This is a genomic window from Campylobacter sp. CFSAN093238, assembly GCF_012898015.1.
Lineage (GTDB): Bacteria > Campylobacterota > Campylobacteria > Campylobacterales > Campylobacteraceae > Campylobacter_D > Campylobacter_D jejuni.
In genome coordinates, this window is the sequence record NZ_CP040611.1 from 789,171 (window position 1) to 814,307 (window position 25,137).

General features: G+C 30.3%; 27 protein-coding genes. 18 read left to right on the forward strand and 9 right to left on the reverse strand.

Annotated elements, in window-relative coordinates; translation table 11 throughout:
* Nucleotides 1–13: 13 nt before the first annotated feature.
* The 4 genes from FBF21_RS04135 to FBF21_RS04150 are packed head-to-tail and all read left to right on the forward strand — an operon-like array spanning nucleotide 14 to nucleotide 3,987.
* Complete coding sequence (locus FBF21_RS04135; RefSeq protein WP_002869883.1) at nucleotides 14–1,072, forward strand: quinone-dependent dihydroorotate dehydrogenase; 1,059 nt, start codon at nucleotides 14–16, stop codon at nucleotides 1,070–1,072.
* The gene (locus FBF21_RS04140; protein WP_002875832.1) at nucleotides 1,069–2,319 is read left to right on the forward strand and encodes a pitrilysin family protein; all 1,251 of its coding nucleotides are present in this window, start codon (nucleotides 1,069–1,071) and stop codon (nucleotides 2,317–2,319) included. The genes FBF21_RS04135 and FBF21_RS04140 overlap by 4 nt, the downstream gene beginning before the upstream one ends.
* Complete coding sequence (gene dapA / locus FBF21_RS04145) at nucleotides 2,312–3,208, forward strand: 4-hydroxy-tetrahydrodipicolinate synthase (protein WP_002852574.1); 897 nt, start codon at nucleotides 2,312–2,314, stop codon at nucleotides 3,206–3,208. The genes FBF21_RS04140 and dapA overlap by 8 nt, the downstream gene beginning before the upstream one ends.
* The gene (locus FBF21_RS04150; protein WP_002852476.1) at nucleotides 3,208–3,987 is read left to right on the forward strand and encodes an enoyl-ACP reductase; all 780 of its coding nucleotides are present in this window, start codon (nucleotides 3,208–3,210) and stop codon (nucleotides 3,985–3,987) included. Before dapA ends, FBF21_RS04150 begins: the two co-directional genes overlap by 1 nt.
* A gap of 40 nt (nucleotides 3,988–4,027) precedes the next feature.
* Here FBF21_RS04150 and FBF21_RS04155 read toward each other — a convergent pair whose 3' ends face one another.
* Together FBF21_RS04155 and FBF21_RS04160 are read right to left on the reverse strand one after the other, a co-directional pair.
* Nucleotides 4,028–4,333: a hypothetical protein gene (locus FBF21_RS04155; protein WP_002867958.1), complete on the reverse strand. Its 306-nt coding sequence runs from the start codon at nucleotides 4,331–4,333 to the stop codon at nucleotides 4,028–4,030.
* An 11-nt stretch (nucleotides 4,334–4,344) separates the two neighbouring features.
* Nucleotides 4,345–4,941, reverse strand: a complete 597-nt coding sequence (locus FBF21_RS04160; RefSeq protein WP_002873848.1) for an MBL fold metallo-hydrolase — start codon at nucleotides 4,939–4,941, stop codon at nucleotides 4,345–4,347.
* Nucleotides 4,942–5,014: 73 nt separating this feature from the next.
* Between FBF21_RS04160 and FBF21_RS04165 the strand changes: the two genes are divergently transcribed.
* The 6 genes from FBF21_RS04165 to FBF21_RS04190 all read left to right on the forward strand — a co-directional run bounded on the left by FBF21_RS04165 (nucleotide 5,015) and on the right by FBF21_RS04190 (nucleotide 11,065).
* Entirely contained in the window at nucleotides 5,015–5,755 is a 741-nt protein-coding gene (locus tag FBF21_RS04165; protein WP_002875829.1) for an NAD+ synthase, read from the forward strand.
* Between the two features lie 3 nt (nucleotides 5,756–5,758).
* Nucleotides 5,759–6,685, forward strand: a complete 927-nt coding sequence (locus FBF21_RS04170) for a tetraacyldisaccharide 4'-kinase (RefSeq protein ID WP_002860774.1) — start codon at nucleotides 5,759–5,761, stop codon at nucleotides 6,683–6,685.
* The gene (gene thrC / locus FBF21_RS04175) at nucleotides 6,682–8,094 is read left to right on the forward strand and encodes a threonine synthase (RefSeq protein ID WP_002904982.1); all 1,413 of its coding nucleotides are present in this window, start codon (nucleotides 6,682–6,684) and stop codon (nucleotides 8,092–8,094) included. The genes FBF21_RS04170 and thrC overlap by 4 nt, the downstream gene beginning before the upstream one ends.
* A complete protein-coding gene (gene kdsB, locus FBF21_RS04180) occupies nucleotides 8,091–8,810 on the forward strand; it encodes a 3-deoxy-manno-octulosonate cytidylyltransferase (RefSeq protein ID WP_002860776.1) in 720 nt (239 codons plus the stop codon). Before thrC ends, kdsB begins: the two co-directional genes overlap by 4 nt.
* 86 nt (nucleotides 8,811–8,896) lie before the next feature.
* Nucleotides 8,897–10,201 carry a hypothetical protein gene (locus FBF21_RS04185; protein WP_165432995.1) on the forward strand — a complete coding sequence of 435 codons (1,305 nt, stop codon included), beginning with the start codon at nucleotides 8,897–8,899 and terminating at the stop codon, nucleotides 10,199–10,201.
* 93 nt (nucleotides 10,202–10,294) lie between these two features.
* Nucleotides 10,295–11,065: a transporter substrate-binding domain-containing protein gene (locus FBF21_RS04190; protein ID WP_002859503.1), complete on the forward strand. Its 771-nt coding sequence runs from the start codon at nucleotides 10,295–10,297 to the stop codon at nucleotides 11,063–11,065.
* A 15-nt stretch (nucleotides 11,066–11,080) separates the two neighbouring features.
* Here FBF21_RS04190 and fliP read toward each other — a convergent pair whose 3' ends face one another.
* Nucleotides 11,081–11,815 (reverse strand): flagellar type III secretion system pore protein FliP, encoded by a 735-nt coding sequence (fliP, locus tag FBF21_RS04195; protein ID WP_002859504.1) that lies wholly within the window; start codon nucleotides 11,813–11,815, stop codon nucleotides 11,081–11,083.
* A 142-nt stretch (nucleotides 11,816–11,957) separates the two neighbouring features.
* Here fliP and glmU point away from each other — a divergent pair, with 142 nt between their 5' ends.
* The 7 genes from glmU to truA are packed head-to-tail and all read left to right on the forward strand — an operon-like array spanning nucleotide 11,958 to nucleotide 18,204.
* The gene (gene glmU, locus FBF21_RS04200) at nucleotides 11,958–13,247 is read left to right on the forward strand and encodes a bifunctional UDP-N-acetylglucosamine diphosphorylase/glucosamine-1-phosphate N-acetyltransferase GlmU (RefSeq protein ID WP_002859505.1); all 1,290 of its coding nucleotides are present in this window, start codon (nucleotides 11,958–11,960) and stop codon (nucleotides 13,245–13,247) included.
* Nucleotides 13,244–14,398, forward strand: coding sequence for a bifunctional phosphopantothenoylcysteine decarboxylase/phosphopantothenate--cysteine ligase CoaBC (gene coaBC, locus FBF21_RS04205; protein ID WP_002859506.1), 1,155 nt, complete (start codon nucleotides 13,244–13,246; stop codon nucleotides 14,396–14,398). The genes glmU and coaBC overlap by 4 nt, the downstream gene beginning before the upstream one ends.
* The gene (locus FBF21_RS04210; RefSeq protein ID WP_002859507.1) at nucleotides 14,395–15,012 is read left to right on the forward strand and encodes a hypothetical protein; all 618 of its coding nucleotides are present in this window, start codon (nucleotides 14,395–14,397) and stop codon (nucleotides 15,010–15,012) included. Before coaBC ends, FBF21_RS04210 begins: the two co-directional genes overlap by 4 nt.
* Before the next feature lie 3 nt (nucleotides 15,013–15,015).
* Complete coding sequence (gene uppS, locus FBF21_RS04215; protein WP_002859508.1) at nucleotides 15,016–15,684, forward strand: polyprenyl diphosphate synthase; 669 nt, start codon at nucleotides 15,016–15,018, stop codon at nucleotides 15,682–15,684.
* Nucleotides 15,681–16,457, forward strand: coding sequence for an A24 family peptidase (locus FBF21_RS04220; RefSeq protein ID WP_002859509.1), 777 nt, complete (start codon nucleotides 15,681–15,683; stop codon nucleotides 16,455–16,457). The genes uppS and FBF21_RS04220 overlap by 4 nt, the downstream gene beginning before the upstream one ends.
* Complete coding sequence (locus tag FBF21_RS04225) at nucleotides 16,457–17,482, forward strand: LptF/LptG family permease (protein WP_002856798.1); 1,026 nt, start codon at nucleotides 16,457–16,459, stop codon at nucleotides 17,480–17,482. Before FBF21_RS04220 ends, FBF21_RS04225 begins: the two co-directional genes overlap by 1 nt.
* A complete protein-coding gene (gene truA / locus FBF21_RS04230) occupies nucleotides 17,479–18,204 on the forward strand; it encodes a tRNA pseudouridine(38-40) synthase TruA (RefSeq protein ID WP_002852636.1) in 726 nt (241 codons plus the stop codon). The genes FBF21_RS04225 and truA overlap by 4 nt, the downstream gene beginning before the upstream one ends.
* Here the strand turns inward: truA and ilvA are convergent.
* Entirely contained in the window at nucleotides 18,201–19,412 is a 1,212-nt protein-coding gene (gene ilvA, locus FBF21_RS04235; protein WP_002859510.1) for a threonine ammonia-lyase, read from the reverse strand. The two genes, truA and ilvA, sit on opposite strands and share 4 nt — an antisense overlap.
* A complete protein-coding gene (locus tag FBF21_RS04240) occupies nucleotides 19,412–19,825 on the reverse strand; it encodes a CoA-binding protein (protein ID WP_002859511.1) in 414 nt (137 codons plus the stop codon). Before FBF21_RS04240 ends, ilvA begins: the two co-directional genes overlap by 1 nt.
* Before the next feature lie 118 nt (nucleotides 19,826–19,943).
* Here FBF21_RS04240 and FBF21_RS04245 point away from each other — a divergent pair, with 118 nt between their 5' ends.
* Nucleotides 19,944–20,330 carry a copper resistance protein CopD gene (locus FBF21_RS04245; protein WP_248276947.1) on the forward strand — a complete coding sequence of 129 codons (387 nt, stop codon included), beginning with the start codon at nucleotides 19,944–19,946 and terminating at the stop codon, nucleotides 20,328–20,330.
* 17 nt (nucleotides 20,331–20,347) lie between these two features.
* Here the strand turns inward: FBF21_RS04245 and trmA are convergent, their stop codons facing one another.
* The 4 genes from trmA to FBF21_RS04265 are packed head-to-tail and all read right to left on the reverse strand — an operon-like array spanning nucleotide 20,348 to nucleotide 25,132.
* Entirely contained in the window at nucleotides 20,348–21,421 is a 1,074-nt protein-coding gene (gene trmA / locus FBF21_RS04250) for a tRNA (uridine(54)-C5)-methyltransferase TrmA (protein WP_002868159.1), read from the reverse strand.
* Nucleotides 21,418–23,151: a Na+/H+ antiporter NhaC family protein gene (locus FBF21_RS04255; protein WP_002859513.1), complete on the reverse strand. Its 1,734-nt coding sequence runs from the start codon at nucleotides 23,149–23,151 to the stop codon at nucleotides 21,418–21,420. Before FBF21_RS04255 ends, trmA begins: the two co-directional genes overlap by 4 nt.
* Nucleotides 23,148–23,897 (reverse strand): SDR family NAD(P)-dependent oxidoreductase, encoded by a 750-nt coding sequence (locus FBF21_RS04260; RefSeq protein ID WP_002852646.1) that lies wholly within the window; start codon nucleotides 23,895–23,897, stop codon nucleotides 23,148–23,150. Before FBF21_RS04260 ends, FBF21_RS04255 begins: the two co-directional genes overlap by 4 nt.
* Complete coding sequence (locus tag FBF21_RS04265; protein ID WP_002918496.1) at nucleotides 23,894–25,132, reverse strand: ankyrin repeat domain-containing protein; 1,239 nt, start codon at nucleotides 25,130–25,132, stop codon at nucleotides 23,894–23,896. The genes FBF21_RS04260 and FBF21_RS04265 overlap by 4 nt, the downstream gene beginning before the upstream one ends.
* Nucleotides 25,133–25,137 lie beyond the last annotated feature (5 nt).

Consider the following 25,137-nt stretch of genomic DNA (forward strand, 5'->3'; position numbering starts at 1 on the left):
AAAGGATTAAAAAATGGCTTATGAAATGATAAAACCTTTACTTTTTAAGTTAAACCCTGAGTATACACATGCTTTGGTTGAATGTAGCTTAAGGGCTTTAAGTGCTAGTTTTCCAGGAGCTTTAAGTTTTTTAGCACACAAATATATAGTTGATAATGAGAGTTTAAGGCAAAATTTACTTGGACTTGATTTTAATAACCCTGTGGGTTTAGCAGGAGGCTTTGATAAAAATGCTACTATGATAAGACCTTTGAGTGCTTTAGGATTTGGCTTTTTAGAAGTGGGAACTTTTACTCCAAAACCTCAAGAAGGCAATGAAAAACCACGTCTATTTAGACTTGTAAAACAAGAAAGTATACAAAATGCTATGGGTTTTAACAACGAAGGTGCTGAAAAGATTGCTTTAAGACTTGCAAAAACTTATCCTTTTGTTTTACCCTTAGGAGTAAATATAGGGAAAAATAAAATCACTCCAAATGATAAAGCCTTGGAGGATTATTTTACTTTGTTTAGAGATTTTAAGGATTTATGTGATTATTTTATCGTTAATATCTCATCTCCTAATACTAAAAATTTAAGAGAGTTACAAAATGATGATTTTTTAAATACCTTGCTTGAAGAAGCCAAAAAAATTACTTCTAAGCCTATTTTGATAAAAATTGCTCCTGATATGAAAATAGATGATGCTTTAAATTTATGTGAAAATGCTATTAAAAAAGGTGCAGATGGGTTTATATTAGCCAATACTAGTGTTGATTATAGCTTACTAGATAATAATCGTACTTTTGGTGGTATTAGTGGAAGGTTGATTACAGAAAAAAGTGGTATTTTTTTCAAAGAAGTAGCTAAAATTCTTTTTGGCAAAACCTTGCTTATTGCAAGTGGAGGGATTGATAGTGCTGATATTGCTTATGAGCGTATTAAAAATGGGGCTAATTTGGTGCAAGTTTATACAGCTTTGATTTTTAAAGGTCCTTCTTTGGTAAAAAATATCAATCAAAATCTTATAGAGCTTTTAAGAAAAGATGGTTTTTTACACATTAGCGAAGCTGTTGGGGTAAATTTAAAATGATTGCTTATGAAAAAATTCAATTAAAAAACAAGCTTGAAGTTTATGCTTTGCCTGTAAATAAAAATAGCGATGTGATTAGCGTTGATATTTTTTATAAAGTAGGTTCAAGAAATGAGATCATGGGAAAAAGCGGCATAGCTCATATGCTAGAACATTTAAATTTTAAAAGTACTAAAAATTTAAAAGCTGGCGAATTTGATGAGATTGTTAAGGGTTTTGGTGGTGTGGATAATGCAAGCACAGGTTTTGACTATACTCATTATTATATTAAATGTGCGAAGAAAAATTTAGATAAAGCTTTGGAACTTTTTGCAGAACTTATGGCGAATTTAAATTTAAAAGATGAAGAATTTCAGCCTGAAAGAGCAGTGGTTTTAGAAGAGCGTAGATGGAGAACAGATAATAATCCTTTGGGATATCTTTATTTTAGACTTTTTAATCATGCATTTATGTATCATCCTTATCATTGGACTCCTATAGGTTTTTTTAAAGATATAGAAAATTGGAGCATTGAAGATATTAAAGAATTTCACAGTATTTACTATCAACCTAAAAATGCGATTTTACTTGTAAGTGGCGATATAGAAAGTAAAGAAGTTTTTGAGCTTTCAAAAAAACATTTTGAAAAGATTAAAAATACTAAGACTATGCCTAAAATTCACACAAAAGAGCCTAAGCAAGATGGAGCAAAAAGAATATATTTGCATAAAAACTCAGATACTGAACTATTAGCCCTTGCTTATAAAATTCCAAATTTCAAGCACAAAGATATACCTGCTTTAAATGCTTTATCCGAGCTTTTAGGAAGTGGGAAAAGTTCTTTAATGAGTGAAATTTTGATTGATAAATTAAATTTAATCAATGATTATTATGCTTATGTTAATGATTGTATAGATGACAATTTATTTATTTTTATTTGTAATTGTAATCCCAATGTTAATGCAGAAAAAGTAGAAAAAGAACTTTTAAAAATCATTGATAAACTTAAAATGGGTAAAATTTCTCAAAAAGATTTGCAAAGAGTGAAAAATAATGTCAAAAGTGATTTTATTTTCTCACTTAACAATGCTAGTGCAGTGGCAAATATTTATGGTTCATATCTAGCAAGAGGAGATATCAATCCTTTGTTAAATTATGAGAAAGATATACAAAATTTGGAATTAAAAGATTTGATTTCTTGTGCTAAAAAATATTTTATTCAAGAAAATTCAACTACGGTAATTCTAAGAAAGGATTCAAATGGATAAAAATATTATCATTGGGGCGATGACGGCTCTTATTACACCATTTAAAAATGGAAAAGTTGATGAGCAAAGTTATGCAAGATTGATTAAAAGACAAATAGAAAATGGCATCGATGCAGTAGTTCCAGTAGGAACAACAGGAGAAAGTGCAACTTTAACCCATGAAGAACATAGAACTTGCATAGAAATAGCCGTTGAGACTTGTAAAGGAACTAAAGTTAAGGTTTTAGCAGGTGCGGGAAGTAATGCAACTCATGAGGCAGTGGGTTTGGCTAAATTTGCTAAAGAGCATGGTGCTGATGGGATTTTAAGTGTGGCACCGTATTATAATAAACCTACGCAACAAGGACTTTACGAGCATTATAAGGCTATTGCGCAAAGTGTAGATATTCCTGTGCTTTTATATAATGTTCCAGGAAGAACAGGTTGTGAAATTTCAACGGATACTATTATCAAGCTTTTTAGAGATTGTGAAAATATTTATGGAGTAAAAGAAGCGAGTGGAAATATCGATAAGTGTGTGGATTTGCTTGCACACGAACCTAGAATGATGCTTATTTCAGGGGAAGATGCGATCAATTATCCTATACTTTCAAATGGTGGAAAGGGAGTGATTTCAGTAACTTCAAATTTATTACCCGATATGATTAGCGCTTTAACTCATTTTGCTTTAGATGAAAATTATAAAGAAGCTAAAAAAATCAATGATGAGCTTTATAATATCAATAAAATTTTATTTTGCGAAAGTAATCCTATTCCTATTAAAACGGCTATGTATTTAGCTGGATTGATAGAAAGTTTGGAATTTAGACTTCCTCTTTGTTCTCCAAGTAAGGAAAATTTTGCTAAAATTGAAGAAGTGATGAAAAAATATAAGATCAAAGGATTTTAATGAATACAGAATTTCAAGGAAAAACTTTAGTGATTAGCGGTGGAACTCGCGGGATAGGCAAAGCTATAGTTTATGAATTTGCTAAAGTGGGTGCAAATATAGCTTTTACTTATAATTCTAATGCGCAAATTGCTGATGAAATGGTTCAAGATTTGGAGAAAAATTATAAAATCAAAGCTAGAGCTTATGAGTTTAATATCTTAGAACCTGAAACCTATAAAGAACTTTTTGAAAAAATTGATGTGGATTTTGATAGAGTGGATTATTTTATCTCAAATGCTATCATTTCAGGACGTGCGGTTGTAGGTGGCTATACTAAATTTATGAAGTTAAAACCAAAGGGAATTAATAACATTTTTACAGCCACAGTAAATGCTTTTGTTGTGGGCGCACAAGAAGCAGCTAAAAGGATGGAAAAAGTAGGGGGTGGAAGCATTATTTCTATCTCATCTACAGGAAATTTAGTGTATATAGAAAATTATTCAGGTCATGGTACAGCAAAAGCCGCTGTAGAAGCTATGGCAAGATATGCGGCTACTGAACTTGGAGAAAAAAATATCCGTGTAAATGTCGTAAGTGGTGGGCCTATTGAAACTGATGCTTTAAGAGCTTTTACAAATTATGAAGAAGTAAAACAGGCTACTATAAATTTAAGCCCTTTAAATCGCATGGGGCAGCCTGAAGATTTGGCTGGAGCATGTCTTTTTCTTTGTTCAAGTAAGGCAAGTTGGGTGACAGGACATACTTTCATCGTTGATGGTGGTACAACTTTTAAATAAAAATTAAGAAAAATCAATGGATTTTTCTTAAAAATATTTTTCAATCAAGTTTTAATTTCCACCCTAAAAAAACACTTAATAATGCAAGTAAAAAAATAAAATTTAAAGTCCAATTACCAAAACCTATAAAACCTATAGATAATACGCTGTAAAAAAATCCTCCTACAGCTGAATAAATACAAATCGTACTTAAAGATCCATTTTCTGCCATTTTTTTACATGGGCAGATTTTATAAAATTTTTTATCATTAAATTGATTTTTCTTTTTATTTCCCAAAAATAAACCAAAAAGGGCAAAAAGATTTAAAAAAATAAAAGCATATAATAAAATTTGATCTAATTCCATTTTAATATACCTTAAAAATATCTAAGCCAAGAGGGTAGATGGACTTGCTCTTCTTTTAAAGTAGTTTCTTGTCCATGTCCTGGCAAAAGTTTAAAATCTTCTTTGTAAGTCATAACTTTTTCTAAGCTTTGTTTCATTAAATTTGCATCTGAATAAGGAAAATCCCATCTTCCTATGCTTCTATAAAATAAAAAATCTCCACTAAACATGATATTTTTACCTACAATTTCTATCATAGTGCAACCTGGTGTATGTCCTGGTAAAAAGTGAAATTTAAAGTCAAGTCCGCCTATAGAAATGATATTTTCATCATCAATCAAATAATCCGCTTTGCTAGGCATAAAACCTTGATTAAAAGGATCTTCAAGCATAAAAGTATCATTTTTATGAATATAAATGGGGATTTGATAGGCTTGTTTTACTTTTTCATTATCCCAAACATGATCGTAATGTCCGTGAGTGTTTAAAATCGCTAAAGGATTTTTTACATGTTTTTTGATGAAATTTAGCGCATCAAAACCAGGATCAATTATAATTTCTCCATGCTCACCAAATAAAATATAACAATTTGTCTCATAAGCTCCACAAGCTTGTTTGATAATTTGCATTTTTTGCCTCTTTAATAAAAAATTTGCCTTAAATAAATATAATTATACATTAAATTTTTAAAAGGCAAGCTTTATGGATTGGCAAAAGATTACGGAAAAAATGTGTGATTTTATACAAGAAAAAGTGAAAAATTCTCAAAGTCAAGGTGTGGTTTTGGGGCTTAGTGGCGGGATTGATTCTGCTTTGGTAGCAACGCTTTGTAAAAGAGCTTTAAAAGAGAATGTTTTTGCTCTTTTAATGCCAACTCAAATTTCAAACAAAGCCAATCTTGAAGATGCTTTAAGGCTTTGTGCGGATTTAAATCTTGAATATAAAATCATAGAAATTCAAAGCATTTTAGATGCTTTTATAAAGCAAAGTGAAAATACCACTCTAGTATCTTTGGGAAATTTTGCAGCGCGTATTAGAATGAGTTTGCTCTATGATTATTCTGCTTTGAAAAATTCTTTAGTCATAGGCACTTCTAATAAAAGCGAATTGCTTTTAGGTTATGGTACGATTTATGGGGATTTAGCTTGTGCTTTTAATCCTATAGGATCGCTTTATAAAAGTGAAATTTATGCCTTAGCAAAATACCTTAACTTGCATGAAAATTTCATCAAAAAAGCTCCAAGTGCGGATCTTTGGGAAAATCAAAGTGATGAGGCGGATTTAGGTTTTTCTTATGCAAAAATCGATAAAGGTTTAAAAGCTTTAGAAACTAATGATGAAAAACTTTTAAGAACGCTTGATCCTTCTTTGATTGCTATGTTAAAAAATCGCATGCAAAAAAATGCTTTTAAGGGAAAAATGCCTGAAATTTTGGAAATTTAAACAATGAATGAAGAAAAAAATTATGAACTTTGGCTTGATAATTATTTTTTTAAGCCCAATTTTTGGCAAAAATGCCTTGCTTTTATACTTTTACCTTTAAGTGTGCTTTATGCTTTTTTTGCGATTTTAAATACTTTTTTTCGTAAAAAAATAGTTTTTAAAAAGCCTGTTATTAGCGTTGGTAATTTAAGTTTTGGAGGTAATGGAAAAACCCCGCTTTGTAAAGCTATAGCAAGGGAATTTGATGGCGTTTTTATAGTACTTAGGGGCTATAAAAGAAAGTCTAAAGGTTTGTTTGTTGTTAAAAATCAAAATGAAATTTTATGCACCTTAGCACAAAGTGGCGATGAAGCTATGGAGTATGCTTTTGAAGAAAATATCAAAGGTGTGATTGTGAGTGAAGATAGAGTAAAAGGTATTGAAAAAGCCTTTGAATTGGGAGCTAAAATCGTTGTACTCGATGATGCTTTTTCTAAATTTCATATTAAAAAATTTGATATTTTGCTTGAAAGCAAAATCAAACCTTATTTTGATTTTACTTTACCAAGTGGAGCTTATCGTTTGCCAAAATTTTATGAAAAAAGGGCTGATTTTATTGCATTAGAAGGCAGGGATTTTGTGCGTTATTCTTTTGTAAAAGAAAATCCAAAGGCTGTTTTGGCAACTGCTATTGCTAAACCTTTTAGATTGTATGAGCATTTTATCAAAGCAAGGGCTTGTTATTTTTTTAAAGATCATTATGAGTTTAAAAAAGAAGAATTAGAAAATTTGCTAAAAAAACATAATTGCGATACACTAATGCTTACTTTTAAGGATTTTGTTAAAGTTAAAGATTTTGGTTTTAAATGTCAAATTATAGAATTAAATATAGAATTAAAAGATTCATTAAGGGAAAAAATAAAAACTTATATCAAGGAGTTTGAGCAATGAAATTAGTCGAGAGTAGAAATGTAAATAATGTATCAAGTTTTAAGGAAGCTTTGATTAACCCAAACGCCCCAGAAGGAGGGCTTTACTCGCCTTTAAATTTGCCTATTTTTGAAGGAGAAAAATATGCCAATTTGTCTTATAAAGATTTTGCTTTAAAGCTTATAGAAAGTTTTGGTTTTGGCGAAGAAGAGCTTTTTAAAAAGGCTTTGAAAAGTTACGAAAGCTTTGATGATAAAAATACACCTATTTCTTTGCAAAAAATCTCTGAAAAAACCTATATTAACGAGCTTTGGCATGGGCCTACAAGAGCTTTTAAAGATATGGCTTTACAGCCTTTTGGCGTGCTTTTAAGAGAATTTTCAAAGGATAAAAATATTTTAATTATTTGTGCTACGAGCGGCGATACAGGACCTGCAACCCTAAAAAGCTTTGAAAATGCAAAAAATGTTAAAGTAGCTTGTATGTATCCAAAAGGTGGCACAAGTGGAGTTCAAGAGTTGCAAATGCGAGCTTTAGATAAGGATAATTTGAAAGTTTTTGCTATAGATGAGGATTTTGACGCAGCGCAACGCACTTTAAAAGAATTGCTTTTTTCAAAAGATTTTCAAAACAAAATTAAAGCTTTAAATTATGAGCTTTGCGCAGCGAATTCTGTAAATTTTGGGCGTATTTTATTTCAGATTATTTATCATTATTATGCGAGTTTAAAACTTTTTAATGAGTTTTTAGAAGAAGTACAAATCATTGTTCCAAGTGGAAATTTTGGCAATGCTTTAGGAGCTTTTTATGCTAAAAAAATGGGAGCTAAAATTTCAAAAATCAAAATCGCTTCAAATGTGAATAATATTTTGAGTGAATTTTTTAATCATGGCGTTTATGATTTGCGTGAAAAAAGTCTTAAGAAGACTATTTCTCCAGCTATGGATATACTTATTTCATCTAATATCGAAAGACTTTTGTTTGTGAAATTTAAAGATAAAAGAACCAAAGAACTGATGAATTTGTTGAAAAATGAGAGATATTTTAAACTTGAAAAAGAAGAATTGCAAAGTTTACAAGAAGATTTTGAGGCGGATTTTTGCACCGATGAAGAATGTATGCAATTTATCAAACAAAGCAAGATTTTAATCGATCCGCACACCGCAACTTGTTTTAAAATGCTTGATCCTTTAAAACCTAGCATTATTACCTCTACAGCAGAATGGACAAAATTTACTCCAAGTATGATAAAAGCTTTATACGATAGGGATTCTAAGAATGAAAAAGAAGATTTAAAATTTATAGCTAAAGAGTTTAATGTCCAAGTTAAAGATGAAATTTTGGCTTTATTTGACTTGAAAAATAGCGATGAAAAGGTATTTGAAGCCAAAAATATAAAAAAAGAAATTTTAGATTGGATGCAAAAATGATTATTATTCCTGCAAGATTAAAATCAAGTCGTTTTCATGAGAAAATTTTATGTGATGTAGGTGGAGTGCCTATGTTTGTGGCTACTGCAAGAAGGGTAAGTAGTGTGGATGAAGTTTGTATAGCTTTAGATGATGAAAAGGTTTTAAGTATCGCTAAAGAATATGGTTTAAATGCAGTTTTAACAAGCAAAAATCATGAAAGCGGTACGGATAGGATTAATGAAGCTTGTAAGAAACTATCTTTAAAAGATGATGAGATTATTATCAATGTCCAAGCTGATGAGCCTTTTATAGAATGTGAAAATTTATTAAAATTTAAAGAATTTGCAAGTTCTTGCTTGGATAAAAAAGCTTTTATGGCGAGTTGTTATAAAAAAATCACTCAAGAAGAAGCTATGGATTCTAATTTGGTTAAAGTGCTTTGCGATAAAGAAGGATATGCTTTGTATTTTTCAAGAGCTAAAATCCCTTATGAAAGAGAAAATTACGAGGAAAGTTTTAAAGGGCATTTAGGCATTTATGCTTATAGTGTAAAAGCTTTAAGAGAGTTTTGTTCTTTATTAAGTTCTGCACTTGAAAGAGCGGAAAAATTAGAGCAATTAAGAGCTATAGAAAATGGTAAAAAAATCAAAATGCTTGAAATTTCAACAACAAGCATGGGGATTGATACCAAAGAAGACTATGAAAAGGCTTTAAAAATTTATTTAGAAAAATAACTCCACCCCAAAATGGAACAGATCTTGCTTATATTATTTTAATATATTTAGATTGAAGGCAAAAAAATCTAAATCAAGGAATTAATATGAGTATCTTTAGCATCAATGATAACTCAAATTATAATTCTATACTTTCACAAGCAAAAGCTAATAAAGAAAGTAAAGAAAATTCTAAAATAAGTTTTGCTAATTCTTTTTTAAAACAAAATGCTAGTAAATTAAATGAAATTCAAAATGCAAATTCACAAACTCTAGCAAGAAGTGAAGTATTAAATTCTACTAATACAACAAATACTAGCAATAATACTAATTTTAGTATAAGTAGTAAGACAAGTTCTCCTAATTATAATATATCAAGTGAATTTAAAAACTCTATTTATACTCTAAAATATAAACAAGCAGATATAAGTAATAATACAGCCTATGGTTATAGTGTAGATAAAGATGGTTATATGGGAAGTGATTTTAACAAAGCTGCAGGACTTCCTGAAGATTTTAAGATACATAAATCTACTTTGGATGAGATAGAGAGGAGGGCTGAAAATAACTCTTATACTTCAGATATAAAAAAATATTTAGGTATAGATAAATATTATACAAACATAGATATGGCTGAAACCATAAAACAATACTATAATCAATTTAATCAAATTATTAATCATGCTTTTAATGATACCAATAAAACAAGCTTCACTGAAGCAGATATAAATTCTATGCCTAAGGGAATTAGTGAATTATCATCTGATAAAACTATAGGTATTATGCCGAAAAATTATGATAAGCTAACAATAACAAACTATTATAATACACAAGAGCAATATAATGAAGCAGAACAATTAGGAATGTTTGGGCATATTAATATAGGCTTACAATCATTAAATTTCACTCCGCAAAGTATGCAAACTCAAAATTTAGATAAAGACACTGCAATAGATACTTTTAATCCTGATATGTCAGTTTATCCACAAAATGAAGATGGAAGCTACTCTAAAGAAGCTTTGTTTATGAGTTTTTTAAAATCAACGGGTGTATCGCCAAGAGAAGGTAGTGCAACATTAAATCCTATAGCTAAGTCTTATGCTGAAGCTATGACTAAAGAAAGCTTTGATGGATCATTAACTTCCTTAGACGACATCATGACAGGCAAAGTGGATTTTGCAAGTTTGTTAAAAGGCTATGCACAAGAGGGTTGGCTTGATGCAGATATATATGCAATGGAAAAAGGAGTTGCTTGGCAAAATACAAGTATAGGTTATGGTGGAGCTTGGTTTGATAGAGAATTTAATCAAGTAAAAGCTAATGGTTGGAAAGCAAGTAACCAAAGTATAGACTCTTATGTTAATTCTATAATGGATAGACTTAATAATCTTATAGGACAAACTAGGGTTTAGAAGTTTTAATTTTTTAAGTTTGAAACAAATTGCTAATAACAAAATAAGATAAAATTAGTATAATTTTTTTACAAAAAAATTTGAAAGGAAATTATGAAAAAAATTATTTTGATTTTTATCTCTTTTTTTGCTTTAAATTTGAGTGCAAAAGATTTGGTTGTAGGAATGGAGCTTGGATATCCGCCTTTTGAAATGAGCGATAAAACAGGCAAAGCAAGTGGAATTAGCGTGGATTTTTTAGAAGCTTTTGCAAAGAAAAACGGCTATAAACTTGTAGTAAAAAATATCGCTTGGGATGGTTTAATACCTGCTTTAAAAACAGCCAAGATAGATCTTATTATGTCCTCTATGACAATTACCGATGAGAGAAAGAAAGTGGTGGATTTTAGCATTCCTTATGCTAAGGCAAATTTGGCTATTTTAACTCCTTTGAACTCTGATATTACAAATATCAAAGATTTAGATAAAAAGGGCAAAGTTTTGGCTTTAAAGCGTGGTTCTACAGGGCATTTATATGCGGTTAAAAATTTAAAAAATGCAACTATTAATTTATTTGATAAAGAAAATGCTGCTATTTTGGAAGTGATTCAAGGCAAGGCTGATGGATTTTTTTATGATCAACTTACGATTTATCGGACTTGGCAAAAGCATCAAGATACAACCAGAGCCATTTTAGCGCCTTTTCAAGAAAATCCTGAGTTTTGGGGTATAGCAGTACAAAAAGGCAATGCAGAACTTAAAAAAGAGCTTGATGAATTTATTGCAGAAAGCAAAAAAGATGGGCTTTTTGATTCTTTAGGAGAGAAATATCTTAAAGATGTTAAAGATACTTTTAAAAAGAATAATTTAGAATTCTTTTTCTAAGAAGGATTTTCCTTCTTAGGTTACAAAGCTTTCCACAAGCCTTTGCACTAGCAAATTCCATCCATCCACTAATACAAAAATTAAGAGTTTAAAAGGTAAAGAGATCATAGTAGGAGGCAGCATCATCATACCCATAGCCATTAAAACTGAGCTTACAACCATATCTATGACTAAAAAGGGCAGGTAGATTAAAAACCCTATTTCAAAAGCGGTTTTAAGCTCTGAAATCATAAAAGCAGGAACTAAAACCGTAAGGGGAACATCATCTATGGTTTTGGGATTGGGTAGATTGCGTATGCGATAAAAAAGGGCTAAATCTTTTTCGCGAGTATTTTTAAGCATAAAATCTTTAAAAGGCTTTGCTCCTTTTATAAAAGCCTCTTCATAGCCTATTTTTTCTGCTAAATAAGGTTTTATACCTTCATTATAGGATTTTGTAGCTACAGGTTCCATGATAAAAAAAGTTAAAATTAAAGCCAAGGTTACCAAAATAGTGTTAGGTGGCATACTTTGCGTCCCCATAGCTTGTCGTAAAAATGAAAATACTACAATAAGACGCAAGAAAGAAGTCATAACAAAAACTATACTTGGAGCGAGCGCAAGTATGGTTAAAACAATCACTATATTTAAAGTAGTAACAAGCTGATTAGGTGTATTGGGTGCACTTAAGCTTAAATTTACTGTAGGGATAGTTACTTCAGCAGCAAATAAGCTCATGCTTAAAAGTAAAAATAATAATATTTTTTTCAAAATTTAAAAACCTTTTTTTGTTTTTTATTAAAGAAATTTAAATTTTATCTTTTGATGACTAAAAACTAGTTTAAGGGTATTAGGATTTTAACTTTAAACTGCTAAAATAGTCTTTTAGACTTCTTAATAACAAAGGTAAAAAATGAAAACTTCTATTTTGATTTTAGCGGCAGGATTAGGCACTAGAATAAAATCACAAAAGCCAAAGGTTTTGCAAGAGCTTTGTCAAAAAAGTATGATTTTACACATTTTAAAAAAGGCTTTTGCTTTAAGTGATGATGTAAGTGTAGTTTTATCGCATCAAAAAGAACGCGTTGAAAAAGAAATTTTAGAATATTTTCCAAAAACACAAATTTTAGAGCAAGATTTGCAAAATTATCCAGGAACTGCGGGAGCTTTAAGTGGGTTTGAGCCTAAAAATGAAAGAGTGTTGATTCTTTGTGGTGATATGCCTTTAGTTGAGCAAACAAGTTTGGAAGCTTTGTTGAGTAATAATGCAAAATTAAATCTAGCAGTTTTTAAAGCAAGAGATCCTAAAAGTTATGGTAGGGTGGTGATAAAAAACGATAGCGTTGAAAAAATTGTTGAATTTAAAGATGCAAATACGCAAGAAAAAGAGATAAATACTTGCAATGCTGGGGTTTATGTGATTGACTCGAGGCTTTTAAAAGAGCTTTTACCTTTGATTGATAACAATAATGCGGCAAAAGAGTATTATTTAACCGACATTGTAAAACTAGCAAAAGAAAAAGATGTGATGATTAAAGCAGTTTTTGTAGATGAAGATGAATTTATGGGGATTAATGATAAATTTGAACTCAGTATAGCTGAAAATTTCATGCAAGAAAAAATTAAAAAATACTGGATGCAACAGGGTGTGATTTTTCATTTACCGCAAAGCACTTTTATAGGTGCAGATGTTGAATTTGTAGGTGAATGTGAAGTATATGAAAATGTAAGGATAGAGGGCAAAAGTAAGATTATAAACTCTATCATTAAAAGTTCAAGCGTGATAGAAAATTCCATCGTAGAAAATAGCGATGTAGGGCCTTTGGCACATTTGCGTCCAAATTGTGAGTTAAAAAACACTCATATAGGAAATTTTGTAGAATGCAAAAATGCAAAGTTAAATACCGTAAAAGCAGGGCATTTGAGCTATTTAGGAGATTGTGAGATAGATAGTGGAACCAATATAGGCTGTGGGACTATCACTTGTAATTATGATGGGGTAAAAAAGCATAAAACCATCATAGGAAAAAATGTTTTTGTAGGTTCGGATACGCAATTTATCGCACCTGTAAAAATCGAAGATGAAGTGATCATAGCAGCAGGAAGCACAGTAAGTGTCAATGTAGAAAAGGGTGCTTTGTTTATCAATAGAGCAGGGCATAAAATGATAAAAGATTATTATTATAAGAAATTTCAAAAATGAAAACCATACTTTTAGCCATTAGCGGTAGTATAGCTTTTTATAAATCTTATGAGCTTATTTCTTTGTTTAAAAAAGAAGGCTTTAGGGTAAAAGTTTTGCTTTCTAATGGTTTGTTAAAATTTGCTAGCAAAATGAGTTTTGAAGCCTTGGTTGATGAAGTTTTATGTGAGGAAAATGAAAGTTGGCAAAATTCAAACAATCACATAGCTTTTAGCAAGGATGTAGACCTTGTTTTGTTTGCCCCTGCAAGTGTTAATTCTATCAATAAACTTGCTTTTGGTATAGCGGATAATCTTTTTATCCAAACCTTAATCGCAGCAAATAAACCTCTTATCATAGCTCCTGCGGCAAATACAAATATGTTTCATCATTTTAGCACGCGAAATTCTTTAAAGATACTTAAAGAAAATAAAGCTTTGATTATAGAGCCTATTTGTAAAGTTTTAGCTTGTAAAGATGAAGGCGTAGGAGCCTTAGCTGAAGTTAAGGATATTTTTAATATCACCAAAAGAGAGCTTTTAAAAGAAAAGTTTTGGTGCGATAAAAGTGTAGTTGTCACAGGTGGCGGCACAAAAGAAAAGATCGATGATGTGCGTTGTGTGAGTAATTTTTCAAGTGGAAAAATGGCAAAGGCCATAGCTGACGCTTTTTATTTTTTAGGAGCTAGGGTAAAACTTTTAAGCTCTGTGGAATTTGATACGCCTTATGAGCTTTGCAAATTTGAAAGTTCTAAGGATCTAAAGGAGCTTTTGGATAAAAATTTAAATCATGACTTTTTGATTATGACGGCTGCGGTGAGTGATTTTATCCCTCAAAGTGTAAAAGGGAAAATTAAAAAAAATGAGCATTTACAGGGTTTAAATTTGCATCTATCTTTAAATGAAGATTTGCTTAAAACTTGCAAATTTCAAAGCAAAAAGATAGGTTTTAAGATGGAATTTGATTCTCAAAATGCCTTAGAAAATGCGAAAAAATCTTTAAAAGATAAGCAACTTGATATGGTTTGTCTTAATATCATTGATCAAAAAAATTATTTTGGAAGCGATCAAAATGAGCTTTATTTTATCACTTTAAACAATGAAAATAAAAGCACTTTGCAAAGCAAAGAAAAATTGGCATTTGAATTAGTAAAATGGTGTGAAAAATTATGAGTATGATTAATTCTACCTTACCTATACAAATGAAAGTTTTAGCTAAATCAGGTTATGGACATTATACGCTTTTATTAAATCATAAAAAGATTCAAACCAAAAGCATGATAGAGCTTGAAATTGGTGCTGAATATTTAGCTGAACTTTATATGCAAAATGGTGGAGTTATACAATTTAAACATCTTTCAAAGCGTCCTAATTTTAAACCTTTTGAAGAGGGATTGGCTTTGATAATCGCTATTTTAGAGGATAAAATTTCTTATAAAAAATTCATCATACAAAATCTTTTAGATTGTAAAGATATAGAGCGTTATCAGATATTAAAAGAAATGCTTTTTGCAAGTTTTGAAAATATTTATCATATTCCTTTTATCTTTGAAAATAAATCTTGCTTGTTTCAAATGCGTAAAAGAGCAAAATATTTAGAAATTTACTTATATTTTAGTGTTTTTGGAGCTTTGAAAATTTTAATAGATTCACAAGGTGTTAGTATTTTTACACCTTTTGCTAAGGTGCAAAAATTTTTAAACGAACATTTAGATTTTAATGTATCGCAAGAAAACAAGATTGAACCTTTGTTTGTTTTCAAAAGGCTTTTTGATTTTAAAGGATGAAAAATGAATGAATTAAAACACCTTGCTGTTGTTATGGATGGCAATAGGCGCTGGGCTAGGGCTAAGGGTTTTTTGGCAAAACTTGGATATTCCCAAGGAGTTAAAACTATGCAAAAATTGATGGAAGTTTGCATGGAAGAAAATATTTCAAATTTAAGCCTTTTTGCTTTTAGTACGGAAAATTGGAAGCGTCCTAAAGATGAAATTGATTTTATTTTTGAACTTTTAGATCGTTGTTTAGATGAAGCTTTAGAAAAATTTGAAAAAAATAATGTGCGTTTAAGAGCTATAGGTGATTTATCGCGCTTGGAAGATAAAGTAAGAGAAAAAATTACCTTAGTTGAAGAAAAAACAAAGCATTGTGACGCACTTTGTGTTAATTTGGCTATAAGTTATGGTGCAAGAGATGAGATTATAAGAGCTGCTAAGCGTGCGATTGAAAAAAAACTTGAGCTAAATGAAGAAAATTTAACGCAAAATTTAGATTTACCTTTAGATGTGGATTTGATGCTTCGCGTTGGAAACGCTAAAAGACTTTCAAATTTCTTACTTTGGCAGTGTTCATATGCTGAAATTTATTTTAGTGAAACTTTATTTCCATCTCTTACCAAGAGAGAATTTAAAAGGATTATTAAAGAATTTAGAAATAGAGAAAGAACTTTTGGAAAATGATATTTTTCATAATAATTCTAGGGGCTTGTTTGGGTTCTTTTTGCACAAGTTTGGCAAGTAGGATAATTGAAAAAAAGCCCTTTTTTATCTCGCGCTCTTTTTGTTTTTCTTGTGATACAAAATTAAAATACTATGAAATTATTCCTATTTTTTCTTATATTTTTTTAAAGGCAAAATGTCAAACTTGTAAATGTCATTTGCCTATTTCTTTGTTAATCAATGAAATTTTAGGCGCAATTTTGCTTATTTTGGTTTATTCTTTAAGTCAAAATTTTTATGATTTTTTATTTTTATCTCTATTTTTATTTAATCTTTTCTTACTTTCTTTAATTGATATTAAACTCAAAGCCGTACCACAAATTTTACTTTGGAGTGCTTTTTTATTTGCTTTTTTTTACGCCTTTAGGGAGAGTGAAATTTTACATTTTTTGATTTTTAAAGAGTTTAGTGGAGGTTTTTTACTAAATGCTTTTAGTTTTGGAGGATTTGTTTTTTTATTAAAAAGTTTGGTTTTTTTTCTAATGAATTTCCAAAAAAAAGATGAAATTTTAGAAAATTTGGGTGATGCTGATATTATTATTATGTCTTGTATAGGTGGAATTTTAGGTTTTGAGTATGGATTTTTAGTATTATTTATAGCTTCTATTTTGACTTTGCCTTTTTTTATTTTTTTTAGAATTAAAGCAATAAAAGAGCAAGAACTTGCTATGATACCCTTTTTAAATATCGCTTTTGTGGCAGTTTTATTTTATAAAAACTTAGGATTATTCTAATGAAGCTTAGTTTAAGATATGTTTTAAATCAATTTTTAAGTACGAATTTGTCTATATTTTTCGTACTTTTTGCTATTGTATCTATGGTGTTTTTTATTCAACTTGCAAAACTTACTTCAAGTATAGAGATTAGTTTTTTGGATCTTTTAAAGCTTTATGGGTTTATGTTGCCTAGAATTTTAATTTTTACCTTGCCTATATCTTTTTTTATTTCTTTAACTTTGGCTTTGTTTAGGCTTTCTAAGGAAAATGAAAGCATAGTGCTTTTTACTTTGGGATTTTCACCAATGATTTTGGCAAAATTTTTCCTTAAAATTGCAAGCTTGATTAGTGCTTTTATGCTTGTTGTGGCTTTGGTAATGATACCTATAGTATTTGAACTTCAGGATAACTTTGTAAACTATAAAAGCACTCAAGTGAAATTTAACTACAAAACAGGAGAATTTGGACAAAAATTTTTAGACTGGATGATTTTTATAGAAAAACAAGATAGTGATAAGTATGAAAACATAATTATGTATCGCCCTAAACATAAAGCAGATGATAAAGAACAACTTATCATAGCCAAAGAAGCGCATGTGCAAAGAAAAGATGATAGCTTTGCTTTTAGCTTAAATCAAGGCAAAATGTATAATTTTGAGCAAGGTCAAAGTATTTTTAGTGGAGAATTTGACACTTTAGTAGTAAATACTCAGTTTAATACAGACAATCTTCAAACAAAGAAATTTTATGAATACTGGAATGATTTAAACGAAAATCCACAAAGAGCAAGAGAATTTGTGATTTATACAACTATAGCCTTGTTTCCACTTGCTAGTACGCTTTTTGCGCTTTGTTTTGGTTTGGTTACTTATCGTTATGAAAAAGGCTATGTGTATTTAGGTATGTTTGGAGTGATTGCTATATATTTTGGACTTTTAAGTTCTTTTTCTCAACCTCCAATTTTGGCTTGTCTTGGAATTTTTTCTTTAAGTTTATTTGTTTCGGCTTATTGTTTTAAGAAAATGATTTTGAGTCGATATTGATGAAAATAAAAATTATATTTTCTTATGATGGCTCTGCTTTTTTAGGTTCTGCTACTCAGCCTCATAAAAAAGGTGTTCAAGATGCTTTAAGTGGGGCCTTATCGCATTTGGGTATTTTTTCACCTCTTTTAATGGCTTCTCGTACAGATAAAGGAGTACATGCAAGCTATGCTGTAGCTAGTGTGGAGTGTGGAGATTATTTTACAAATTTAGAATATCTTCAAAAACAACTTAATAAATTTTCCCATCCTTTTATCCATATCAAAAAAATTGAAAAAGTAAAAGATGATTTTGAAGTAAGATTTGATGTAAAAAGTAGAGAATACCGCTATATATTTTCTCACGCTTCTTATAGTCCTTTTATGGCTTCTTATGTACATTTTTATCCTAAATTTGACCTAGGTAAAGCTAATGAGCTTTTGGGTTTTTTTGTAGGAAAAAAGGATTTAAAGTTTTTTTGCAAAAGTGGAGGGGATAATAAAACGACTTTAAGAGAAATTTTTATTGCTAGAGCTTATGCTTATAAAGATTTTAGCATTTTTCATTTTAAAGCTAATGGTTTTTTAAGAGGGCAAATTAGATTAAGCGTAGCAAGCGTTTTAAAAGTTTTAGAAGGAAAAATGAGTGAAAAAGAACTCAAAGAACAGATTGAGGCTAAAAAGCAATACAATCACTTTTTAGCACCGCCAAATGGGCTTTATTTAAGCCGTATATGTTATTAAAAACTTTCATAGAAATTAAAAGCCTTTTGGGTTAAAATTTTTCTTATTTCTTCTTGGTGTTCTTTACCTTTGGTTTCTAGGGTAATTGAAATCATCGCATCGCCATAATCAAGCTTGGTAGAAAATCTATCATAGTCGATTTTTACTATATTTGCATTGGCTATTTTTAAGCTGTCTGTAAGGTGTAATAATGCCCCAGGTTTATCTACTAAAGTAACATGAATTTGCATTTTTCTGTAAGATTTAAATAAACCTTTTTCTATGATGATATTTAGCATTTGTGCATCGATATTGCCTCCGCTTAAAACTACGCCAATTTTTTTATGATTTTGTGTATTTATTTTTTGATGAAGCAGGGCGGCTACACTCGCAGCTCCTGCGCCTTCAACTATGATTTTATGTTTTTCAAGTAAAAACAATACCGCATTAGCGATTTCTTCATCATCAACTTGGATAAAATCATCTACGCATTCTAAAATAATGTTAAAATTTATAGGATTTGCATCACGCACAGCAATACCATCGGCTATAGTGCGTACGCTTTTTGCATTTTTGATTTTTTTGGCATGAAAACTTTCATACATTGCAGGAGCTCCTTTGGCTCCAACTCCGATGATTTTAATGTTTGGATTGATTTGTTTAGCTGCACTTGCGATACCACTTATAAGTCCTCCACCTCCAACAGGTGCGATAATCATATCAAGATCGCTTATTTCATCAAGCATTTCAAGCATCAAAGTTCCTTGTCCTGCCATTACAAATTCATCTTCAAAAGGATGGATAAAACTAAGATTATTTTCTTTAGCATAAGAGGTTGCAAAGACATAAGCTTCATCAAAATTGTCCCCTTTGAGTATCACCTCTGCTCCTAAGGCTTTTGTAGCAGAAACTTTTAAGAGCGGAGTGGATTCTGGCATTACAATAACTGCTTTAATGCCAAATTTTTTTGCACTAATGGCCACGCCTTGAGCATGGTTTCCTGCACTTGCCGCAATGACTCCGTGTTGTTTTTGTTCAGCGCTAAGATTGGCTATTTTATTATAAGCTCCACGAATTTTATAAGCACCTGTAATTTGTAAATTTTCATTTTTAAGATAAATCTCACTTTGACAAATATCACTTAAAAAAGAAGAGTATATGAAAGGAGTTTTGTTTACAAACCCTGAAATTTGTTGTTTTGCTTTGTAAATTTTATTAAGCTCTAACACTATTTTTCCTTTGTTTTAAAATACGGATATTCTAGCATAATGCAACGATTTTGTATAAAATTTATATCTAATTTTTTACATTCTTCTTTGGCTGTTTCATTACTAATACCAAGTTGAAGCCATAGGTTTTTAATATTTTTTTCAACAAGCTTAGGAAGAATTTCTAGTGCCACTTCGCCTTTTCTAAAAAGTATAAGTGTATCGATTTTTTCTTCTATTTGATCTAAATTTCTATAAACTTTTTCATTTAAAATAAACTCTTCTTTAGGATAAATAGGAAAAATTTTATAATTTTTTCTTTGTAAAAATTCTGCTACCCTATAAGAAGCTTTTGTCTTATCTGGACTTAAAGCAAATATGGCAATATTTTTACTTGTATTTATAATATAAGAGATAGTTTCTTTTTCATTCATTGTTAACCTTTGTTTTGGTATTTTATCTTAAATGATTAAAAAATTAACTAAAGTGAATTTAAAAAATGAAAAAAGTGTTATAATATAGCAAATTCCGAAGTTTAATAAGGAGGGAAAAATGGAAGAATTTTATCCATATACTTTAACAATCCATCTTCTTTGTGCTATTTTGTTTATAGGTTATTTGTTTGTTGATGTATTTGTTTTGGGTGTAGTTAAAAAGAAAAATCCTAATTTTGACAAAAGTCTTTTTAGTGCTACTGGGGTTAAAATAATGCCTTTTGTGGTTCTTTTGCTTTTTTTAAGCGGAGGTGCTTTGGCGGGTTTTCATTTTAAACCTTTAAATTTACTTTTTGCTGTAAAAATTATTTTGGCTTTTGGAATTTTATCTTTAGTTGTTTTTTCTTTATTTTGTCATTTTATATTAAAGAAGAAAAATCCACTCGGTGTTTTTATCCACCCTTTTTGTATTTGTGCTTTGTATCGCGATAGTAATACTGGCTAAATTAATGAATTATTTTTTTATACCTTGCTAAGAAATACTCCACATTCAAGATGTGGAGTATTGACAAATTGATCAAACAGAGCAAACTCTTCCGCTCTATGTGTTAGGCTTAATTCTTTTAAATTTTCTTTTAAAGTGATAGGATTGCAAGAAATATAAATAATATTTTCATATTTTTTTATTAAGTCAATTACGCTTTTATCAAGTCCTGCACGGGGTGGATCAACTAAAACATGAGAGAAATTAAAATCATCTAATCGAATATCTTTTAAACGAAAAAATTCTCTTTCTTTTTTGATAGCAAGACTTAATTCTTCGCTTGAAAGTCTTGCAAAGTGGATATTTGTTGTATTGTTAAGCTCGCAATTTTTTAAAGCAAAATTAATATTGCTTTTTGAAATTTCAGTGGCTAAAATTTTAAAAAAGAATGGCGCTAAAGCTAAAGTAAAATTTCCATATCCACAGTAAAGCTCAAGCAAATCCATTCTTTTTTGAGTGTTTAAAATTTCACACACCCAAGTAATCATTTTTTCATTTATAGTAGTGTTAGGTTGAATAAAACAATCGTTGTTAAATTCATAAAATATTTTTCTACCTTGAATATTTAAAGTTTGTCTTAGATTTTCTGTTTTAAAAATAAGCTTTTTGCCTTTACTTCTTGCTATGAGGTTGATATGAAGATTATTGCTTAAATTTTCTAAATTTGACTTTATATCTTCTATATTTTTATGATAGAGTAAAGTTACGCTAAGTTCTTGCTTTGTGGTTAAAAATTCTACACCAAAAAGTTTTTCTTTTAATTTATTATCTTGACGCAAGTATTCTAGAAGTTTTGGCATAAAAGCACAAATTTTTTCATCGGCAAAATCTAAATATTCTATAATGTACTTTTTTTTGTTTTTTGGATCAAACATCGCATAAAAAAGCGTATCGTTTTCATGATAAAATGAAAGTTCAGCTCTTGTACGATAATGCTTATCTTTTGAAGCAAAAAGTTTAAAATCCTTTGTATAAAATTCTTTAAAATATTTTTTTATGAAAGAATGTTTTTCATCTAAAGTGAGAAAATTTCCAAAATTTTCAAGACTCATGGAACTTTCTTTCCGATAAGTCTTAGTAAAAGTGCAATAAGTATGAAATTTAAAGGCAAGACAAACCAAACGCTAAGTCCTAAAGATACAGGAATATATCCAGCGATTAAAGAAATGCCACAGATAAATAAAGCATAAGGAATCTGTGTTCTTACATGCTCCATATGATCGCATTTTGCACTCATAGATGAAAGGATTACATTGTCTGAAATTGGTGAACAATGGTTTCCAAAAATCGCACCTGTTAAAACGCAGCTTATATTAATAACCATATAATGATGCATAGCGTTTGCATCCATGCCATTGATTTTGGCGATTTCATGAGCTAAAGGCACAGCCAAAGGCATTAAAATCCCCATAGTTCCATAGCTTGTTCCTATGGCAAAAGAAATGGCTGAAGCAAAAGCAAAAATAGTAGCAGGCAAAATAAACTCAGGCAATTTATCTGCAAGCAAACTAGTGATAAATAAAGAAGTTCCTAGATCTTTTACTATACTTGAAAGCGACCAAGCAAATAAAAGCAATACTATGGTAAAAATCATGGTTTTCCAGCCATATATCCAAGTTTCTACCGCTTCTTTAAGATTGAAAATTTTACGACGCACCCCGATAAAAATCGCTACAATAGCAGCAAACAAAGCAGCTTGGAATAACACCACAGAAGAATCAGCATTTCCAAAAGCAGCCCTAAAAGTTTCAAAAGACAAAGGATTGACACTTGCTTTTGCAAGTTCTTCGCCTTCTAAAGTGCTAAGTCCATTAAAATAAAATCCTAATATAGCTAAAATGATTAAAGTAAAAATAGGAACAATAGCATCAAAAGCACGAATTTTAATACCTTCTTTTGGCGCTAAAAACTGATCTTCTAATTCAGCAGTATTTAGTGTGCCTGATTTAGGTAGAGGTGCAATTTGTCCTGTGGTTCTTGCACGCACTTCAGCCTTGTACATAGAACCAAACTCACGTCCCATGATTGCAGTCATGACTACAAAAAAAAGCATGAAAATATTATAAAAACGATAAGGTATGGTTTCGACAAAAATTCCAAAAGCACTAATATCGCTAATGCCTATGTGTTCATAAGCGGTTTTAATTAAAGAAACTTCTAAGCCTATCCAAGTAGAAATTACAGCTATTCCTGCTACAGGAGCTGCGGTAGAGTCGATAATAAAGGCAAATTTTTCACGAGAAATTTTAAATTTATCTGCCAAAGGACGCATAATTGGACCTAGGATCAGTAAATTAGCATAATCATCAAAAAATATTAAAAGCCCTAAAAACCAAGTGTTAACTTGAGCTGATACAGCTGATTTGGCTCTTTTGGCAAATTTTAATGCTACAGCTTTTGCACCACCCATTTTTGTGATGAGTGCCACAAGACCACCTATACAAAGAATTTGTAAAATGATTCCTGCATTTACTGGATCTGAAGTTGAACCTAAGATATAGGAAATAATTTTTGAAAAAGATTCTACTGTAGTATTGTAATAATTTACAAAAGCTAAATGTTGTGCTTTGAAAATATTTACAGAAAGACTGAGCAGAAAAGTTCCGCTTAAAACTCCAGCAAAGAGTGACAAAATAACATCTTTTGTGATAAAGGCTAAAGCAATAGCAACTAAAGGCGGTATAAGCGTAAAAGCTCCAAATAAATTAGCATTTGCAGCTGCTTCTGAGGAGTTTGCAAATGCAACTAAAGGTAAAAACAATAAAACTAAAAATTTATTCATTCATCTCTTTCTATATAAAATCCATTCCAAGTTTGTGTTACCGGCATAAGCTCGATTTCATTAACATTAATATGGCTTGGTAGGTTAATGATAGACATTACCACTTTGGCAATATCATTAGCACTGATAAATTGCGTATTTTCATACACTGCATCAGCTTTTTGGATATCTCCTTTAAAACGCACTTCACTAAATTCAGTTTTGCAAAGTCCTGGAGCAATGTTTGTTACTTTGATATTGCTTCCTCTAAGATCATTTCTTAAGGCCAATGAAAATTGTCCTACAAAGGCTTTGGTTCCACAATACACATTGCCTCCAAAATAAGGATTTCTTCCTGCAACCGAACCTAAGTTAAAAATATAAGCATTTTTTTGTTTGCGAAGTATAGGAATAATAGCTTTTGCAACATATAAAAATCCTTTGATGTTTGTATCTACCATAGTGTTAATATCTTCAAGGTTTAATTTATCAAATTCATCTACCCCTAAAGCTAAACCTGCATTATTAAAAAGCACATCAATTTCTTGAAATTCTTTGGGTAAATTTTCAATAGCCTCAAAGATTTCTTTTTGATTTCTTACATCTATGCAAAGCGTGTAAATCTTATCTTTGTAAGCATTTTTTAACTCTTCTAGACGCTCTTTGCGTCTAGCAAGGGCGATTGCTTTGTAGCCTTCTTGTATAAAAGCTTCAACGCAAGCTCTACCAAAACCTGAACTAGCTCCTGTAATAAATGCGGTTTTCATTCTAAACTACCTCCGTAAAATAGATTTTCGTTTGCTTTTAAACCCAAGCTTTTTAGATAATCAGCATTTTCTTTTTTACCTGCTGATAGCGCAAAGTCGAGTGCATTAAAACCAAGATCATCAACAGCATTAAAATTTGCTCCTTTTAAAATAAGAAGTTTTAAAATTTCAACATTTCCATAGGCTGCAGCATGCATTAAAACATTTTTTGAAGTGTGCTCTAGAGCACAAAATGTAATAAAATAAGGCGTATTTGAACCTATGTTCGCGCTTAATGCTAATTTTTCATTGTTATTAATATATTTTTGATTAACATTTGCTCCATTATCAAGAAGTAGTTTTATGATATCAAGACGATTAAACTCTATGGCATAAAAAAGTGGGGTTTTACCAAAGGCATTGGCTTGATTAACATTTGCTCCATTTTGGATTAAAAAGTTTGTATTTTCATAACTTTCCAATGCATAAAAAATAGCACTTTCATAACCTTCGTCAATCCTAGCGCCAAAACGAATCAAAAGTTCTAAAATTTCTTTTTCTCTTTGATTTAGAAGCGCTGCTTGCAAGGCTATAGTAAGGTCATCTTGGCTTGGATTATTTGAAAAAATAAAATCTTGTATATAAGATACTGAATAATTTTTATTTGACATGATTTTTGCTAAAGGACTAATGTCTTTGTAAATTTTTGTTTCACCAACAGCCCAATTTAAAAATTCGTTTAAGGCATTGCTAGTATAGTAAATATTACTACCTTTGTCAAAATTAAAATTACTTTCAAAATACTTTTCTAAAGGTTCTATAGCATTATTGTATTCTTGCCAAAAAGCTTTGTAAAGTCTAAAATTTCCTATGCTTTGATATGCCCAATATCTAAAATAAGATTTTAAAATATCATATTTTTTTTCTAAATTTTCGGGTGTATCTAAAGTTTTTTGATAAGCGATGGGATCGATAGCTATTTTTAATAATAAAAAATCAAATTGTTGTAATTTTGGCAAATAAGCCACACCATTACAAGAGCTATTGCTTCCGCGAATTTCATTGGAAATTGCATAGAGTTTTTTTGTAAAATCTTGATTTTTTAAAGATTCTTTACAGCTTGAAGCTATATTTAAATAATCTAAATTTGAACTTTCATTTAGCAATGTTTTATTATTTTTAATGTTGTCGCAGTTAATGGCATCGCTAGCCATTAAACTTGCAAAACAACAAAAGGAAGTGAATAATAACTTCAATATTT

Excerpts from the sequence above, each read along its gene's own strand:
- coaBC (WP_002859506.1), top strand. The coding sequence starts at position 13,244 with ATGAAAACCATACTTTTAGCCATTAGCGGTAGTATAGCTTTTTATAAA.
- FBF21_RS04190 (WP_002859503.1), top strand. The coding sequence starts at position 10,295 with ATGAAAAAAATTATTTTGATTTTTATCTCTTTTTTTGCTTTAAATTTG.
- FBF21_RS04155 (WP_002867958.1), bottom strand. The coding sequence starts at position 4,333 with ATGGAATTAGATCAAATTTTATTATATGCTTTTATTTTTTTAAATCTT.
- FBF21_RS04260 (WP_002852646.1), bottom strand. The coding sequence starts at position 23,897 with ATGAAAACCGCATTTATTACAGGAGCTAGTTCAGGTTTTGGTAGAGCT.
- uppS (WP_002859508.1), top strand. The coding sequence starts at position 15,016 with ATGAATGAATTAAAACACCTTGCTGTTGTTATGGATGGCAATAGGCGC.
- dapA (WP_002852574.1), top strand. The coding sequence starts at position 2,312 with ATGGATAAAAATATTATCATTGGGGCGATGACGGCTCTTATTACACCA.
- FBF21_RS04140 (WP_002875832.1), top strand. The coding sequence starts at position 1,069 with ATGATTGCTTATGAAAAAATTCAATTAAAAAACAAGCTTGAAGTTTAT.
- FBF21_RS04210 (WP_002859507.1), top strand. The coding sequence starts at position 14,395 with ATGAGTATGATTAATTCTACCTTACCTATACAAATGAAAGTTTTAGCT.
- FBF21_RS04135 (WP_002869883.1), top strand. The coding sequence starts at position 14 with ATGGCTTATGAAATGATAAAACCTTTACTTTTTAAGTTAAACCCTGAG.
- FBF21_RS04170 (WP_002860774.1), top strand. The coding sequence starts at position 5,759 with ATGAATGAAGAAAAAAATTATGAACTTTGGCTTGATAATTATTTTTTT.
- thrC (WP_002904982.1), top strand. The coding sequence starts at position 6,682 with ATGAAATTAGTCGAGAGTAGAAATGTAAATAATGTATCAAGTTTTAAG.
- trmA (WP_002868159.1), bottom strand. The coding sequence starts at position 21,421 with ATGAGTCTTGAAAATTTTGGAAATTTTCTCACTTTAGATGAAAAACAT.
- FBF21_RS04185 (WP_165432995.1), top strand. The coding sequence starts at position 8,897 with ATGAGTATCTTTAGCATCAATGATAACTCAAATTATAATTCTATACTT.
- FBF21_RS04255 (WP_002859513.1), bottom strand. The coding sequence starts at position 23,151 with ATGAATAAATTTTTAGTTTTATTGTTTTTACCTTTAGTTGCATTTGCA.
- FBF21_RS04160 (WP_002873848.1), bottom strand. The coding sequence starts at position 4,941 with ATGCAAATTATCAAACAAGCTTGTGGAGCTTATGAGACAAATTGTTAT.
- FBF21_RS04220 (WP_002859509.1), top strand. The coding sequence starts at position 15,681 with ATGATATTTTTCATAATAATTCTAGGGGCTTGTTTGGGTTCTTTTTGC.
- FBF21_RS04240 (WP_002859511.1), bottom strand. The coding sequence starts at position 19,825 with ATGAATGAAAAAGAAACTATCTCTTATATTATAAATACAAGTAAAAAT.
- FBF21_RS04165 (WP_002875829.1), top strand. The coding sequence starts at position 5,015 with ATGGATTGGCAAAAGATTACGGAAAAAATGTGTGATTTTATACAAGAA.
- FBF21_RS04245 (WP_248276947.1), top strand. The coding sequence starts at position 19,944 with ATGGAAGAATTTTATCCATATACTTTAACAATCCATCTTCTTTGTGCT.
- FBF21_RS04225 (WP_002856798.1), top strand. The coding sequence starts at position 16,457 with ATGAAGCTTAGTTTAAGATATGTTTTAAATCAATTTTTAAGTACGAAT.
- FBF21_RS04150 (WP_002852476.1), top strand. The coding sequence starts at position 3,208 with ATGAATACAGAATTTCAAGGAAAAACTTTAGTGATTAGCGGTGGAACT.
- glmU (WP_002859505.1), top strand. The coding sequence starts at position 11,958 with ATGAAAACTTCTATTTTGATTTTAGCGGCAGGATTAGGCACTAGAATA.
- kdsB (WP_002860776.1), top strand. The coding sequence starts at position 8,091 with ATGATTATTATTCCTGCAAGATTAAAATCAAGTCGTTTTCATGAGAAA.